At 68.8% G+C, this 14,891-nt stretch carries 14 protein-coding genes; 7 read left to right on the top strand and 7 right to left on the bottom strand.

Features of this window, described 5'->3' with window-relative positions; genetic code table 11:
* Positions 1-395 precede the first annotated feature (395 nt).
* The gene (locus tag ACYQ8K_RS26225) at positions 396-797 is read right to left on the bottom strand and encodes a DUF3040 domain-containing protein (RefSeq protein ID WP_077092306.1); all 402 of its coding nucleotides are present in this window, start codon (positions 795-797) and stop codon (positions 396-398) included.
* 351 nt (positions 798-1,148) lie between these two features.
* Between ACYQ8K_RS26225 and ACYQ8K_RS26220 the strand changes: the two genes are divergently transcribed.
* The gene (locus ACYQ8K_RS26220; protein ID WP_459973665.1) at positions 1,149-1,757 is read left to right on the top strand and encodes a GNAT family N-acetyltransferase; all 609 of its coding nucleotides are present in this window, start codon (positions 1,149-1,151) and stop codon (positions 1,755-1,757) included.
* 164 nt (positions 1,758-1,921) lie between these two features.
* Complete coding sequence (lppM, locus tag ACYQ8K_RS26215) at positions 1,922-2,569, top strand: lipoprotein LppM (protein ID WP_459973663.1); 648 nt, start codon at positions 1,922-1,924, stop codon at positions 2,567-2,569.
* Here lppM and ACYQ8K_RS26210 read toward each other — a convergent pair.
* Positions 2,566-3,459 (bottom strand): mycobacterial-type methylenetetrahydrofolate reductase, encoded by an 894-nt coding sequence (locus tag ACYQ8K_RS26210; RefSeq protein ID WP_459973674.1) that lies wholly within the window; start codon positions 3,457-3,459, stop codon positions 2,566-2,568. The two genes, lppM and ACYQ8K_RS26210, sit on opposite strands and share 4 nt — an antisense overlap.
* 259 nt (positions 3,460-3,718) lie before the next feature.
* Here ACYQ8K_RS26210 and idsA2 point away from each other — a divergent pair, with 259 nt between their 5' ends.
* Positions 3,719-4,768 (top strand): bifunctional (2E,6E)-farnesyl/geranyl diphosphate synthase, encoded by a 1,050-nt coding sequence (idsA2, locus tag ACYQ8K_RS26205; RefSeq protein WP_459973662.1) that lies wholly within the window; start codon positions 3,719-3,721, stop codon positions 4,766-4,768.
* Between the two features lie 4 nt (positions 4,769-4,772).
* Positions 4,773-6,314: an alpha-(1->6)-mannopyranosyltransferase A gene (locus tag ACYQ8K_RS26200; RefSeq protein ID WP_459973661.1), complete on the top strand. Its 1,542-nt coding sequence runs from the start codon at positions 4,773-4,775 to the stop codon at positions 6,312-6,314.
* A 10-nt stretch (positions 6,315-6,324) separates the two neighbouring features.
* On the opposite strand, the gene ACYQ8K_RS26195 is transcribed toward ACYQ8K_RS26200, so the two are convergent.
* Positions 6,325-6,729, bottom strand: coding sequence for an Rv2175c family DNA-binding protein (locus tag ACYQ8K_RS26195; RefSeq protein ID WP_007770743.1), 405 nt, complete (start codon positions 6,727-6,729; stop codon positions 6,325-6,327).
* Between the two features lie 188 nt (positions 6,730-6,917).
* Between ACYQ8K_RS26195 and ACYQ8K_RS26190 the strand changes: the two genes are divergently transcribed.
* Positions 6,918-8,135, top strand: a complete 1,218-nt coding sequence (locus tag ACYQ8K_RS26190; RefSeq protein WP_459973672.1) for a protein kinase domain-containing protein — start codon at positions 6,918-6,920, stop codon at positions 8,133-8,135.
* A 139-nt stretch (positions 8,136-8,274) separates the two neighbouring features.
* Positions 8,275-9,726 (top strand): FAD-dependent oxidoreductase, encoded by a 1,452-nt coding sequence (locus ACYQ8K_RS26185; protein WP_459973659.1) that lies wholly within the window; start codon positions 8,275-8,277, stop codon positions 9,724-9,726.
* Here the strand turns inward: ACYQ8K_RS26185 and ACYQ8K_RS26180 are convergent.
* The 3 genes from ACYQ8K_RS26180 to ACYQ8K_RS26170 form a co-directional block, all read right to left on the bottom strand.
* Positions 9,723-11,111, bottom strand: coding sequence for a class II 3-deoxy-7-phosphoheptulonate synthase (locus ACYQ8K_RS26180; RefSeq protein ID WP_459973657.1), 1,389 nt, complete (start codon positions 11,109-11,111; stop codon positions 9,723-9,725). The two genes, ACYQ8K_RS26185 and ACYQ8K_RS26180, sit on opposite strands and share 4 nt — an antisense overlap.
* Before the next feature lie 86 nt (positions 11,112-11,197).
* The gene (locus tag ACYQ8K_RS26175; RefSeq protein ID WP_459973655.1) at positions 11,198-11,689 is read right to left on the bottom strand and encodes a polyadenylate-specific 3'-exoribonuclease AS; all 492 of its coding nucleotides are present in this window, start codon (positions 11,687-11,689) and stop codon (positions 11,198-11,200) included.
* 142 nt (positions 11,690-11,831) lie between these two features.
* Entirely contained in the window at positions 11,832-12,701 is an 870-nt protein-coding gene (locus tag ACYQ8K_RS26170; protein ID WP_459973671.1) for a hypothetical protein, read from the bottom strand.
* A 108-nt stretch (positions 12,702-12,809) separates the two neighbouring features.
* On the opposite strand from ACYQ8K_RS26170, the gene ACYQ8K_RS26165 reads away from it, so the two are divergent.
* Entirely contained in the window at positions 12,810-14,102 is a 1,293-nt protein-coding gene (locus ACYQ8K_RS26165; protein ID WP_459973653.1) for a glycosyltransferase 87 family protein, read from the top strand.
* Here the strand turns inward: ACYQ8K_RS26165 and ACYQ8K_RS26160 are convergent.
* Positions 14,099-14,824, bottom strand: coding sequence for a lysophospholipid acyltransferase family protein (locus ACYQ8K_RS26160; protein WP_459973651.1), 726 nt, complete (start codon positions 14,822-14,824; stop codon positions 14,099-14,101). The two genes, ACYQ8K_RS26165 and ACYQ8K_RS26160, sit on opposite strands and share 4 nt — an antisense overlap.
* Between the last annotated feature and the right edge of the window lie 67 nt (positions 14,825-14,891).

The raw sequence follows: 14,891 nt of genomic DNA, 5'->3' as shown, positions 1-14,891 counted from the left end.
ATCGTGGCCCAACCGAGGCGCGTCGCGGCATTTTCGCCCCACCGCGCCCCACTAGAGTTCCCCACTACGCCCCACAACGAGCGTTTTGCCTGGTGAACACCGTTTGGCTGCGGACCCGGAACACGCCCGGGGATGGCCTCGACACACCCCATCTGGGGCGTTGACGGCGTCCTGACGACGGATAACCCCGAAAACGCCGCCACGACACTCAAAGAATGGGGCGTAGTGGGGAACTCTAGTGGGGCGCGGTGGGGCGAAAATGCCGCGACGCGCCTCGGTTGGGCCACGATCGGGCTGCAAAACGGCATCGACGGTTGATTGTCAGGCGCACGACCGCCGGACCCCGGAAATACAAATCGGGGCAGCCGATGGCTACCCCGAATGTGTGGACGCGTTCAGTCGTCGAAGCGGCGGCGGAACCGGTCCTCCATGCGGCTGGTGAACGAACCCCCGCCCTTGTTGCGGCGCTGACGTAGCGAGGTAGGCGCCGGGCCGGAATGATCGGGCCTGCCGGACAACCGGGGGCCGGTGATCGCGAAGATCACCCCGCCGAACATCACGATGAACCCGAAGACGCTGAGGATCGGGAAGTTTCCGATCATCGTCGCCTTGAATGCCACTCCGGAGACCAGCATCGCCAGACCGATGACGAACAACGCCACGCCCTGCAGTCGCCGGCGGGCAGTCGGCGCGCGGAAACCTCCGCCGCGGACACTCGACGCGAATTTGGGGTCCTCGGCGTAGAGAGCGCTCTCGATCTGATCGAGCATCCGCTGCTCATGATCGGAGAGTGGCATTCGTCCCTCCTTGCCGACTGTTTGGCACGTGACTACCGGTAGCACGCGGATGCCCGTTGCGGGGGCAACTAATTGAATGATACGAGGTCAATCTGCCCCATACCACTGGTTCGGCGCCGATTCTATCCCGGCCGCCTTCCGACCCATCGCCAGACCGGAACGACCGTGCGCTACAACCGGCTTCCCGAACCGGACGGTTCATCGGTCCGGCGCCGCGACCGGCCGTCGGCCCGTCGCACGCGGGTCCGATAATGGGCTCCGATAATGGGCAATGGCGGCCCGGTTCACAGCGGGGGCACAATGACGAGGCGCCGCGCAGGCCTGGATCAGCGATGAGGAGGGGACCGCGAGTTGGCGATATTCCTCATCGACCTGCTGCCCAACGAGATGGAGCGTCGCCTGGATGACGCCCTGGCGGTATACGTCGACGCGATGCGCTACCCGCGCGGCACCGAGAACCAGCGCGCCGCAATGTGGCTCGAACACATCCGGCGACGGGGCTGGCAGGGCGCCGGCGTCGTGGAGACTGAGGAAACGGAAGACGCAGGCGCACAACCGCCCTCGGCGAACGACCTGGCCAGCGCGCCGTTGCTCGGTGTGGCCTACGGGTACCCCGGCGCACCCGGGCAATGGTGGCAGCAGCAGGTGGTGCTGGGCATGCAGCGCGGCGGCTCGCCGCCCCAGGAGATCTCCCGGCTGATGGACAGCTACTTCGAGCTGACCGAGCTGCACATCCATCCGCGCGCCCAGGGCCGGGGTCTCGGCGAGGCGTTGGCCCGACGGCTGCTCGCCGGTCGCGCCGAGCGGAATGTGCTGCTCTCGACGCCGGAAACCAATGGTGAGCCCAACCGGGCCTGGCGGTTGTACCGGCGGTTGGGGTTCACCGACATCATCCGGGGCTATCACTTCGCCGGCGACCCGCGGGCGTTCGCGATCCTGGGCCGCAAGCTGCCCCTGTGACACCCGAACCCGGCACACAGCGCTGACTCCAGTTCGATGTGCCACTTATTTAAGTGGCACATCGGATCTGGCACGATGACCTGGTGCGAGCCAGCTCTCCCCCGCCCCGCAGCCGAGGAACCCGAGCGTTTCGAGCTCGGCGGCGACGCCTGACGGCCATCGCCATGCTCCTGCTGCTGGTGCCGCTGGCCACCGGATGCCTGCGGGTCAGGGCCTCGCTCACCATCTCCCCCGACGACCTGGTGTCCGGCGAGATCGTCGCCGCCGCCAAACCCAAGACCTCCAAAGACACCGGTCCCCAACTGGACAGCAACAACCTGCCATTCAGCCAGAAGGTGGCGGTGTCCAATTACGACAGCGACGGCTACGTCGGGTCGCAGGCGGTGTTCTCCGATCTGACGTTCGCGGAGTTGCCACAGCTGGCCAACATGAACTCCGACGCCTCCGGGGTGAACCTGACGCTGCGCCGCAACGGCAACCTGGTGATCCTGGAAGGCCGCGCGGACCTGACCTCGCTGACCGACCCCGAGGCCGACGTCGAGCTGACGGTGGCCTTCCCCGGCGTCGTGACCTCCACGAACGGCGACCGGGTCGAACCCGACGTGGTGTCGTGGAAGATGAAGCCGGGCGTGGTGACCACGATGACAGCCCAGGCCCGCTATACCGACCCCAATACCCGGTCCTTCACCGGCGCGGTGGTGTGGTTGTGCATCGCGTCGTTCGCGGCCGCGGGCGTGGTGGGGCTGCTGGCCTGGGTCAGCCGGGACAGGTCACCGCGGTTGACCGCGCCGCGCGACCAGCCGCCCGATTAGCCGGGGGTCGGCGACCAGTAGGCGAGCATCTCCGCGAACGTCTGGAATGCCGGCCCGGAGTTCCCGTAGGTCGCCTCGAGGTGGATGCTGAGCGGAAAGCCGAGCTCGGCAACCCCGTCGATGACGCGTTTGTAGAGGTCGACCATCTGCCGGCGCTTGTGCGCCGGTTCGCCGGCGGCCAGCTCCCTGACGAACTCCTGCTCCGCGGCCACCGCCGGATTGCCCGGGTCCTGGATCAGCCAGTTGATCAGTCCGACGCGGCTCTCCATCTTCGGCACGAAGCCGAACGACAGCAGGATCTCGGGCCGGTGATCGGTCTGGCGGGCGAACTCGGTTAAAAAGCCCACGATCGCGTCGGAGTACAACAGCTGGGTCATGCCGTAGGTGGCGCCCTGGTCGCACTTGAAGTTGAACCGGCCCTGTTCGCCGTCGCGGGTGGGGATCAGGATGACCCCGCGGTTGGTCAGCAGTTCGCGGTAGATCGACAGGGCGTCGGTGGGGGCGACGCCGGAGCCCTCGCCGTCGTTCATGGTGCGCGGCACGCCGACGAACACCACGCCTTCCATGCCGGCCGACGTCAGCTCGGTCAGCCGCGTGCGCAGCGACGGCTCGTCCATGAACGCGGTCACCTGCGTGCAGAGGCCCTTGATCCCCGGCAGTTCCGGCCGGACGACCGACCAGAACTCGAGCACATCCAACTTGGGCTTCATCTGGATGGGACGGTCGTCGTCCTCGGCGATGATCCCCGGAATCATCACGTGCCGGATCCGGCCGTCCAGACCGGCCTCGGCCGAATTCCGCACCACTTTCTGCGCCTCTTCGAGTGCCCGCTCCCGACCTTCGTCGGCGTTCGGCGGCACCAGCTCGAGCGCAATGGTGTTGAGGGTCACGCGGCTTCTCTCCATCTGACGACTATTGGCCCGGGGCGTCTGGTGGCCGCGCGGTCTGCGCGCGGGTCCAGCGCACCCGCCAGCATAGGGGCGGGTTAGTGAGGCAGGCGAAGCAACTGGGTCCACCCGCCCGGTCACGTGCGGAGCGGCCCGGGCGGCGCGGCGAATACACTGGTCGGGCCTGGAACACCCAGCCAGCCGAGCAGAAAGGGGCGCCGCGCTGAGCCTAGGAGCTTCAGAAGCGGCGGCAACCGTCGAGTTGACCGGCGCCATCACCGACCACTTGCGGCGGTACCTGCAGGACCGGCGCACCGAAACCGCGTACATCGGTGACGACTACAGCGGTCTGATTGCCGCGCTGGAGGATTTCGTACTCAACGGGGGCAAGCGGTTACGGCCCGCGTTCGCCTATTGGGGCTGGCGTGCCGTCACCACCGAAGCCCCCGATGAGCAAGCGCTGCTGCTGTTTTCAGCGCTCGAGCTGTTGCACGCCTGCGCGCTGGTGCACGACGACGTGATCGACGCGTCCTCGACCCGCCGGGGCCGGCCGACCACGCACGTCCGGTTCGCGGCGCTGCATCGCGACCGGCACTGGCAGGGCTCGCCGGAGCAGTTCGGCATATCGGCCGCCATCCTGCTCGGCGATCTCGCGCTGGCCTGGGCCGACGACATCGTCTTCGGTGTCGAGTTGACGCCGCAGGCTCAGCGGCGGGTGCGGCGGGTGTGGGCCAACATTCGCACCGAGGTGCTCGGCGGGCAGTACCTCGACATCGTCGCCGAGGCCAGCGCGGCCGCCTCGATCGCGTCGGCGATGAACGTCGACACGTTCAAAACCGCCTGCTACACCGTGTCCCGGCCGCTGCAGCTCGGGGCGGCCGCCGCGGCCGACCGGCCCGACGTCCACGACGTCTTCAGCCAGTTCGGAACGGACCTGGGGGTGGCGTTTCAGTTGCGCGACGACGTGCTGGGGGTTTTCGGTGATCCCGAGGTCACCGGCAAGCCGTCCGGGGATGATCTGCGGTCCGGCAAGCGCACGGTGCTGCTGGCCGAGGCGGTGGAGTTGGCGGAGCAGTCGGACCCGGTGGCGGCCGACCTGTTACGCACCTCGATCGGGGCCGCGCTGACCGACGCGCAAGTGGATCGGCTGCGCGACGCCATCGAGTCGGTGGGCGCCCTGGCCGCCGCCGAACAACGGATCGCCACGCTGACCCAGCGCGCGCTGGCCACGCTGGCGGCCGCGCCCATCAACACCGTGGCCAAAGCGGGACTGTCCGAATTGGCCAAGCTGGCCACGAACCGGTCCGCCTGAACCGATGACGACGCCCACGGACGCCCCGGCAGCGGATTCGCCGGCAGCCAAACCCTCTCGCGGCGAATGGTTTTCCCGGCTGAGGGCGTTTGCCGCGTCCGGCGACTCCGGCCCGGCGAAGCTGGGCCTGCTGGGATCGGTGCTGATCACACTGGGCGGGCTGGGCGCGGGCAGCACCCGCCAGCACGACCCGCTGCTCGAGTCAATGCACATGTCCTGGTTGCGTTTTGGCCACGGCCTGGTGCTGTCGTCGATCGCGTTGTGGACCGGCGTCGGCCTGATGCTGATCGCGTGGCTGGCCCTGGGCCGCCGGGTGCTGGCCGGCGAGGCGAGCGAGTTCGTGATGAAAGCCACCACCGGCTTCTGGCTGGCGCCGTTGCTGGTGTCGGTGCCGGTCTTCAGCCGCGACACCTATTCGTATCTGGCGCAGGGCGCGCTGCTGCGCGACGGCCTCGACCCGTACGCGGTGGGGCCTGTCGCCAACCCAAACAGCCTGCTGGACAACGTCAGTCCCATCTGGTCGATCACCACCGCACCCTACGGCCCGGTGTTCATCCTGGTGGCGAAGGTCATCACCATCGTCGTGGGCAACAATGTGGTGGCGGGCACCGCGTTGCTGCGGCTGTGCATGCTGCCCGGCCTGGCGCTGCTGGTGTGGGCGACGCCCCGGGTGGCGCGGCACTTGGGCACCGACGGTTCGACGGCGCTGTGGATCTGTGTGCTCAACCCCCTGGTGCTCATCCATCTGATGGGCGGGGTGCACAACGAGATGCTGATGGTGGGCCTGATGGCCGCCGGCATCGCGCTGACGTTCACCGGCCGCCACATCGCGGGCATCACCCTGATCACCGTCGCCATCGCGGTCAAGGCCACCGCCGGCATCGCGCTGCCCTTCCTGGTCTGGGTGTGGATGCGGCACCTGCGCGAGCGGCGGGGATATCGGCCGCTGCCAGCGTTTTTCGCCGCCACGGCGTTGTCACTGCTGATCTTCGTCGTGGTCTTCGCGATCCTGTCCGCGGTCGCCGGCGTGGGCCTGGGCTGGCTGACCGCGCTGGCCGGCTCGGTGAAGATCATCAACTGGCTGACCGTGCCGACCGCCGCCGCCAACCTGATCCACGCGATCGGCAGCGGCTTCTTTGCGGTGAGCTTCTACCCGATCCTGCGCGTCACCCGGCTGGTCGGCATCGCGATCATCGCCGTCTCGCTGCCGCTGCTGTGGTGGCGGTTCCGCCGCGACGACCGGGCCGCGCTGACCGGCATCGCGTGGTCGATGCTGATCGTGGTGCTGTTCGTGCCGGCCGCCCTGCCCTGGTACTACTCGTGGCCGCTGGCGATCGTGGCCCCCCTGGCGCAGTCGCGGCGGGCGGTCGCGATCATCGGCGGCTTGTCGACCTGGGTGATGGTGATCTTCAAACCCGATGGCTCGCACGGCATGTACTCGTGGCTGCACTTCTCGCTGGCAACCGCGTGCGCGCTGATCGCCGGCTACAGCCTGTACCGGGCTCCCGCGCGGCAGGCCGAGCGGGCCGACGTCGCCGCCGGATGAGCGGTCGGGCTCAGTAGGCCATCGCCTGCGCCCGGCGCACGACTTCCCGCGCCTGGTGGGCGTGCAGGGCGTCGACGGGACGGGCGTTGTTGAGGGCATCCCGGCTGCCGTCGCGGGTGACCGTCAGCGAGGGGTCCCGGGTGAACAGCCAGCGCACGATTTCGGTGTCGTGATAGCCGCCGTCGTGCAGGATCGTCAACAATCCCGGCAGGCTCTTGACCACCTCACCGGACTTGGTGAAGAACACCTGCGGCACCACAAGTCCCTCGTCGCGGCGAACCGCGACCAGGTGCCCCTCCCGGAGTTGCTGGTGCACCTTGGTGACCGGCACCCCCATCAATTCGGCGACCCGCTTGAGGTCATAGATCGGCTCGTCGGGTTCTAGCACATCGTCGCCGGCAGGAATACTGCTCATCCGGGCAAGTGTAGGCCTAGATGCCCGCGTTGAGCCCGTGTTCTACCGGCCAATTACGGCCGCGCACCTACGATGGCCCCGTGGCCCAAGCTGAATCGCCCGGCCCTCCGCCGCGAGCGGGCGGCACCCCCGCCTCGGGCCCGGCCGCCCCGCATCGTCGCCGGCCCGGGGACGGGTCGGTCGACCCGCTGGACAACGCTTTGCTGGACGGCCGCTATCTGGTGCAGTCCAGGATCGCCAGCGGCGGCACGTCGACGGTGTATCGCGGCCTGGACACCCGGCTCGACCGTCCCGTCGCGGTGAAGGTGATGGATTCCCGCTACGCCGGCGACGAGCAGTTCCTGACCCGCTTTCAGCGCGAGGCCCAAACCGTGGCCCGGCTGAAGGATCCCGGGCTGGTGGCGGTCTATGACCAGGGCCTGGACGCCCGGCACCCGTTCCTGGTGATGGAGCTCATCGAGGGGGGCACGCTGCGCGAACTGCTGGGCGAACGCGGGCCCATGCCGCCGTACGCCGTGGCGGCGGTGCTCCGTCCGGTGCTCGGCGGGCTGGCCGCCGCCCACCGGGCCGGCCTGGTGCATCGCGACGTCAAGCCCGAGAACGTGCTGATCTCCGATGACGGCGAGGTGAAAATCGCCGACTTCGGCTTGGTCCGGGCCGTCGCGGCCGCCGGAATCACCTCCACCAGCGTGATTTTGGGCACCGCCGCCTACCTGTCGCCCGAGCAGGTGCGCGACGGCGACGCCAGTCCGCGCAGCGACGTCTACTCCGCGGGGATCATGACCTATGAGCTGCTGACCGGGCGCACCCCGTTCACCGGCGACTCGGCCTTGTCGCTGGCCTACCAGCGGCTGGACACCGACGTGCCGCCGCCCAGCGCGGCCATCGACGGTGTGCCCGCGCAGTTCGACGAGTTCGTCGAGCGCGCGACGTCCCGCGACCCGGCCGCACGGTATGCCGACGCGATCGAGATGCGCGCCGATCTCGACGCAATCGCCGAAGAGCTTGCGCTGCCCGACTTTCGGGTGCCGGCGCCCCGCAACTCCGCACAACACCGGTCGGCGGCGCTGCAGCGCAGCCAGGCCACCCAGCGGCCGCCCACCGCGCAGCGGCCTGCGCCACCCGGCCCGGCGCCGGTTCGTCAGCCCACTCGCCAGATGACGCGGGGCCCCGAGGACTGGCCGGAGCCGGTCCGCCCGGCGCAGACGGAAGTCGAGGACGAGGGCCACGACGAATACGAGTCGGTCACAGGCGAATTCGCGGGAATCCCGATCAGCGAATTCGTCTGGGCGCGCCAGCACAACCGGCGCATGGTGCTGGTCTGGGTGGCCCTGGTGCTGGCGATCACCGGGCTGGTCGCCACCGCGGCGTGGACGATCGGAAGCAACCTGAACGGGCTGCTGTAGCGGGCCGGGCACCGGCGTTCGCCCGGCAAGACCGCGCCGCCCGGCGCCCGGGCGAGCCCACCACACTCCGGCGACACGAATCTTAAAGTAATCACAAAGTTCTCTTATTTTTCTTAATTTTGGTGTACCGTGCTTCTGCATGGGTTCGACAATGCATAGCGTCGACTCGCCGAACCGGCTCGGCGAGCACGCGGTCGTACTGGGTGCCGGAATGGCGGGTTTGCTTGCCGCGCGCGTACTTTCGGAGTTCTACGATTCGGTCAGCGTGGTCGAGCGGGACAGGTTGCCCGACCATCCGTGCCACCGCAGGGGCATCCCGCAGGGCCGCCACGCGCACAACTTCCACAGCCGCGGCCTGCAGGTACTGGAGGAATTGTTTCCCGGCCTGCTCGAGGACCTGGGCAGGGCGGGCGCCGTGGTCGTCGACGACGGTGACCTGTCGCGGTTCTACGTGCGCGTCGGGCGCTACGAGCTGAAACACTCGGGCACGTTCACCGATCCGGACGCGTTGGCGCTCCACATGACGACCCGGCCGTTCATGGAGTTTCACCTGCGCCGGCGGGTCAAGGCCCTGCCCAATGTGACATTCCTCGACGGGCACGACGTGTCCGGGCTCCTCACCACCGCGGACATCGTCAACGGTGTACGAATCACCCGCCGCTACAACGGTTTTCTCACGGCGCTGGACACCGATCTGGTGGTGGACGCCATGGGGCGTGGGGCGCGCACCCCGGCGTTCCTGGAGAGCCTGGGATACGAACGGCCGACCGAGGACCGGGCCGTGGCCAGGTACGGCTACGCGAGCCAGCAGCTGAGCATGCCCGAGGGGTCGATCGCCCAACGGCTGGTGATGTTCAACCCCGGGGGCGGCAGGCCGGGCGGTTTGTTGCTCGCCAACGAACACGACACGTTCGTGCTGGCGATCGCCGTGCCGGCCGACGGTGGTGAGCCGCCAACCGATTTCGACGCGATGCTCGCGATGGCCGAGCCGTCGCTGCCCCCGGCGATCATCGAGGGGCTGCGCCGCGCCTATCCCATCGGGGAAGCGGTGACCTATCGTCACACCGCCGCGATCTGGCGGCGCTACGACCAGCTGGCCGAATTCCCTTCGGGCTTACTGGTGATCGGCGACGCGTTATGTAGTCTCGATCCGACCTATGGCCAGGGCATGACGATCGCCGCGCTGCAGGCCATGACACTGCGCGATTGTTTGCGCGCGGGAGACGCGCATCTGGCACAGCGCTTTTTCCGGGCAGCGGCCCAGTACATCGGCGAGACGTGGGCCGCCAACAAGGCCAGAGACCGGGCCACCTCCGGGGCCTACCGGCCGCGCGGGTTCCGGCAGCGACTGCGGGGCCGGATGACCAGAGCGGCACTGAACGCCGCAACCCGCGACGTCGTCCTCACCGAGCGCTTCTTTCGAGTCTCCAACTTCATCGACCCGCCGTCGCGGCTGCAAGATCCCGCCCTGCTACCGCGCATCGTGTGGGGGGACCTACGAGCGCGGTTCACGCACAAGCGACGCCGCGCGGCCACGGCTGAAGTCGCGCCGCAAAGCCCACCGCGGCAGCCGCTTTCGGCGCTCCCTTAGTCGCGCAGCATCTCGGCGACGAGGAAGGCCAACTCCAGCGACTGCTGGGTGTTCAGCCGTGGGTCGCAGGCGGTCTCGTAACGGCCGACCAGGTCGGTGTCCGAAATGTCCTGCGCGCCACCCAGACACTCGGTGACGTTGTCGCCGGTGATCTCGACGTGGATGCCGCCCGGGTGGGTGCCCAGCGCGCGGTGCACCTCGAAGAAGCCCTGCACCTCGTCGACGATGCGGTCGAAATGGCGGGTCTTGTAGCCGTTGGACGATTCGTGGGTGTTGCCGTGCATCGGATCGCACTGCCAGATCACCTGGTGACCGGTGGCCTGGACCTTCTCCACGATCGGGGGCAGCAGGTCGCGCACCTTGTTGTTGCCCATCCTGCTCACCAGCGTCAGCCGGCCGGGCTTGTTGTGCGGGTCGAGCCGCTCGACGTACTCGACGGCCAACTCCGGCGTGATCGTCGGGCCGATCTTGACGCCGATCGGGTTGGCGATCACCTCGGCGAACGCGACGTGCGCGCCGTCGAGCTGGCGGGTCCGCTCGCCGATCCACACGGTGTGCGCCGACAGGTCGTACAGCTGCGGTTCGCCGCTGTCGCTCTCGGACAGGCGCAGCATGGACCGCTCGTAGTCGAGCACCAAAGCCTCATGGCTGGCGTAGATCTCGGCGGTCTGCAGGTTGCGGTCGGCCACGCCGCAGGCGCTCATGAAGCGCAGGCCGCGGTCGATCTCGGTGGCCAGTGCCTCGTAGCGGGCGCCGGCCGGCGAGGTCCGGACGAATTCGCGGTTCCAGTCGTGCACCAGGTGCAGCGACGCCAACCCCGAAGACGTCAGCGCCCGAACCAGATTCATGGCCGCGCTGGCGTTGGCGTAGGCCCGCACCAACCGCGACGGGTCGTGCTCGCGCACGGCGGCGTCCGGGGCGAAGCCGTTGATCATGTCGCCGCGATAGGACTTCAGCCCCAGCGCGTCGATGTCGGCCGATCGCGGCTTGGCGTACTGCCCGGCGATGCGGGCCACCTTGACCACCGGCAGGCTCGAGCCGTAGGTCAGCACCACGGCCATCTGCAGCAGGGTGCGCACATTGCCGCGAATGTGGGGCTCGGTGTTCTCGGTGAACGTCTCCGCGCAGTCGCCGCCCTGCAGCAGGAACGCCTCGCCCCGTGCCACCTGGGCCAGCTGCTCTTGCAACACCACGATCTCGGACGGCACCGTCACCGGCGGCACGCTCTCCAGGACCGTACGCATCGCCGTCGCCCGGTCGGCGGGCCAGCTGGGCTGCTGGGCGGCCGGTTTGGCCAGTGCGGCATCCAACCGCGCCCGCAGATCGGTCGGCAGCGGCGGCAGCGGCGGCAGCTGATCGATCGGTATGTCGACGGTCCAGTTCATCGGTTCATCTTAGCCAAGGCACGGACGCCCCTGGTCAGAGTTGAGCTGCGAGAACTCGGCTCCGCGGGCCCGCCCGGGCGGCCGGCTCAGGCCCCGGCTGTGATGAGCCGGTACCTGCGGAGCTGATCGCGCGCGTCGACCAGCGCGTCGTGCGCATCGGACGGCCGCGGCGGCATCCGCGGGCTGCCCCGGTCTTCCCACAGTTGCCGCAGCTCGCGGGTGAAACGGGGAATGGGCCGCGGCAGCTCCGGCATGGTCCCCCACAGCTGGCACAGGGCCACGTGATCGTAGGCCGCCACCCACGCCCACAGCTCGATCGGCTCAGCCGCCTGCCCGGAATTGATGCCGAAGAAGCCCTCCAGGTCGTCGCGGATCTGGCGCCGGGAGCGCCACAGCTGCGACGCCGGCGGCGGCAACTTGGGCAACACGTTGGCGCGCACCCAGGGCCCGGCGCGCTCGGGGTCGAATTCCGTGGACACCGCGTAATACTCGCGGCCGTCTTCGGCGGCCACCCCGATCGAGATCAGTTCGATGGTGCGGCCATCCTCGATGAATTCGGTGTCGTAGAAGTACCGCACCGGAGACAGCCTAGACCGGCGACGATGAGCGCCGGCACGGCGCGATCAAGGAGCCGGTCCATGCAGCCCAGACCGGCGACGATGAGCGCCGGCACGGCGCGATCAAGGAGCCGGTCCATGCGGCCCAGCCGCGCGACGCGGGCTATCGACTGATCAGGATGGGCCCGGTGGGCGCCGGCGCGGGATGGACCTCCTGGTCGAGCGTGGCGTCGACGGTGCGGTCGTCGGGCAACTTCGGTGTGCCGGCGATGGCGCACTGCAGGTACAGCTTGGCCCGCACCACCGGGCGGCGCAGCGTGCGCTCCCGTTGCAGCGCGCGGCGCATCTTGTCCGGCTGCGTCGAATAGCGCCAGCGGGCCCAGGGCGCGTGCGGGCGCGACAACCGGATGGCGCCGATGACCAGCAAAACGACCAGGAACATGCCCAGCAGGCCGGTCCACACCTTGCCCTTGAGCACCACCACGACGGCCAGCGGCAGCGTCAACGCCATCGCGCCGGCCACCGCGGCCCGCAGCACCGTCGATTCGGCGTTGTGCCAGATCGGCAGGAAGAACATCAGCGGGTGCAGCCCCATGATCAGCAGCCCGGCCACCGCCACCGCGGCGAACACCGCGTCCACCGAGGTGCGGCCATCCTCGGACCAGTAGACGTCGGACAGGTGCAGGATCAACGCGTACTCGTCCAGCACCAGGGCGGCACCGATCCCGAAAAAGGTTGCCGCAACGACGAATTCGGGTTCGTGACCGTCGATGGACAGCGTGACCAGCGTCAGGCCGGACACCAGGGTCAGCACCACCCCGAAGGTCACGTGGTGGATGTGCACCCCGCCGACGTGGACGTTGCGCGGGTGCCACCAGCGGGTGGGCCGGCCGTTGTCGGCGCGGTGCCGGATCAACCGCACGAACGTCCGCGTCACGAAGAACGTCAGGATGAAGGCGACCAGGCAGCACAGCAGCGGCAGGTGGCCGCTGTCGTGGATGTCGTGTGCGAACCATCGGCTCACCTCGGCCACGAACGAATGGAGCACCCTTGAAACGTACGCCTGTCGGCGCCGGTCCCGTGGGACCCGCGCTGCACCAGGCGGGTCGGGGCCCGGGCACCCATTACGCTGTTGTGCGACATGAGTACACGGCAGGCGCCCGGCGCGGGCTTGGCAGGCAAGCGTGGCCCCGGGTGGGCGCTGTGGTGGGGGCTGGCTTGGCTGGCGGCCGCTGCGGGGCTGAGTTATGCGGCGTGGCAGCTGTTCGGGCACACGCCCTATCGCATCGACATCGACGTCTATCAGATGGGCGCCCGGGCCTGGATGGACGGCCACCCGCTGTACCGCGGGGACGTGCTGTTCCACACCCCGATCGTGGATCTGCCGTTCACCTATCCCCCGCTGGCGGCCATCGTGTTCTGCCCGTTCGCGTGGATGCACATGCCCACCGCCAGCGTCGCGATCACCGCGCTGACGCTGGTGCTGCTGGTCGTGTCGACCGTGATGGTGCTGACCCGCCTCGACGTCTGGAACAGCTCGGCGACGCTGCCGGGCCCGGCCTGGGTGCGCCGGTGGTGGCTGGCGATCGTCGTGGCGGCCGCGGCGACGATCTGGCTGGAGCCGATCAGCTCCAACTTCGCCTTCGGCCAGATCAACGTCGTGCTGATGACGCTGGTGATCGCCGACTGTGTGCCGCGGCGCACGCCGTGGCCGCGTGGGCTGCTGCTGGGGCTGGGCATGGCGCTGAAGCTGACCCCGGCCGTATTCCTGCTCTACTTCGTGCTGCGGCGCGACACCCGCGCGGCGCTGACCGCGCTGGCGTCCTTCGTGGGCGCGACGCTGCTGGGCTTCGCGCTGGCCTGGAACGACTCGTGGGAGTACTGGACGCACACCGTGCTGCACACCGACCGGATCGGCTCCGCGTCGCTGAACACCGACCAGAACATCGCCGGCGCGCTGGCCCGGCTGGGGCTGGGACAGCAGGAACGTTCCCTGCTGTGGGTGGCCGCGTCGCTGCTGGTGCTGGCGCTGACGATCTGGGCGATGCGACGGGTGCTGCACGCCGACGAGCCCACGCTCGCACTGGTGTGCGTGGCGCTGTTCGGGCTGGTGGTGTCGCCGGTGTCCTGGTCGCACCACTGGGTCTGGGTGCTGCCGACGGTGCTGGTGACGGGGATCTTGGGCTGGCGGCGCCGCAACGCGGCGCTGATCGTGGTCAGCGTCATCGGGGTGGCGCTGATGCGCTGGTCGCCGATCGACCTGCTGCCCAAGCACCACGAGGCGAGCGCGGCCTGGTGGCGTCAGCTGGCCGGGATGTCCTACGTCTGGTGGGCGCTGGCGGTCATCGTCACGGTGGGAATCACCGTCACCGCGCGCGGCGCTGCGCGGGACGCCGCCCCTCAGCGGCTGGCACCGGTTACCGCGGTCGGCTAACCGGCTGCCGTCTCGGGAATCCGCGCGGCCTCGCCGTCGACCGCGTCCTTACCGCCCTTTTTTAGGCTCGCCGCGTAGATGTCGACGTATTCCTGGCCGGACAGCCCCATCAGCTCGTAGATCACCTCGTCGGTGACGGCCCGCTCGATGAAGCGGTTGCCGGCCAGCCCGTCGAACCGGGAGAAGTCCATCGGCTTGCCGAAGCGGACGGTGACGCGGCCGAACCGCAGCATGTTCGTCCCGGGCGGGTTGACGACGTTGGTGCCGATCATCGCGACCGGGATCACCGGGACACCGGTCTCCAGGGCCAGGCGCGCCAGCCCGGTCTTGCCCTTATAGAGCCGCCCGTCCGGTGACCGCGTGCCCTCGGGGTACATGCCCAGCAGCTTGCCCTGGCTCAGCACCTGCTGCGCGGTGTTCAGCGCGGCCTGGGCGCTGTCGGCGTCCGTGCGGTCGATCGGCACCTGGCCGACGGCGGTGAAGAACCACCGCTGGAACCAGCCCTTCAAGCCGGTGCCGGTGAAATATTCCGACTTGGCCAGGAACGTGATTCGGCGCCGCACCACCAGCGGAAGGTAGAAGCTGTCCATCACCGCCAGGTGGTTGCTGGCCAGGATCACCGGCCCGGAACTCGGAACGTGTTCTAAGCCTTCAACTTTCGGCCGGCCCAGCAATGACAGCAGCGGGCCGAGGAGCACGTACTTGAACAGCCAGTACCACATGGCCCTCCCTCTCGGCTATACCGCTGATGTTCTGCGCCAACTGTACCCATCCCCACCCGAACCGACC

Source organism: Mycobacterium sp. MUNTM1, from assembly GCF_054660795.1.
Note: the sequence above shows the minus strand (reverse complement) of the source record. Positions and strands in the feature narration are given on the sequence as shown.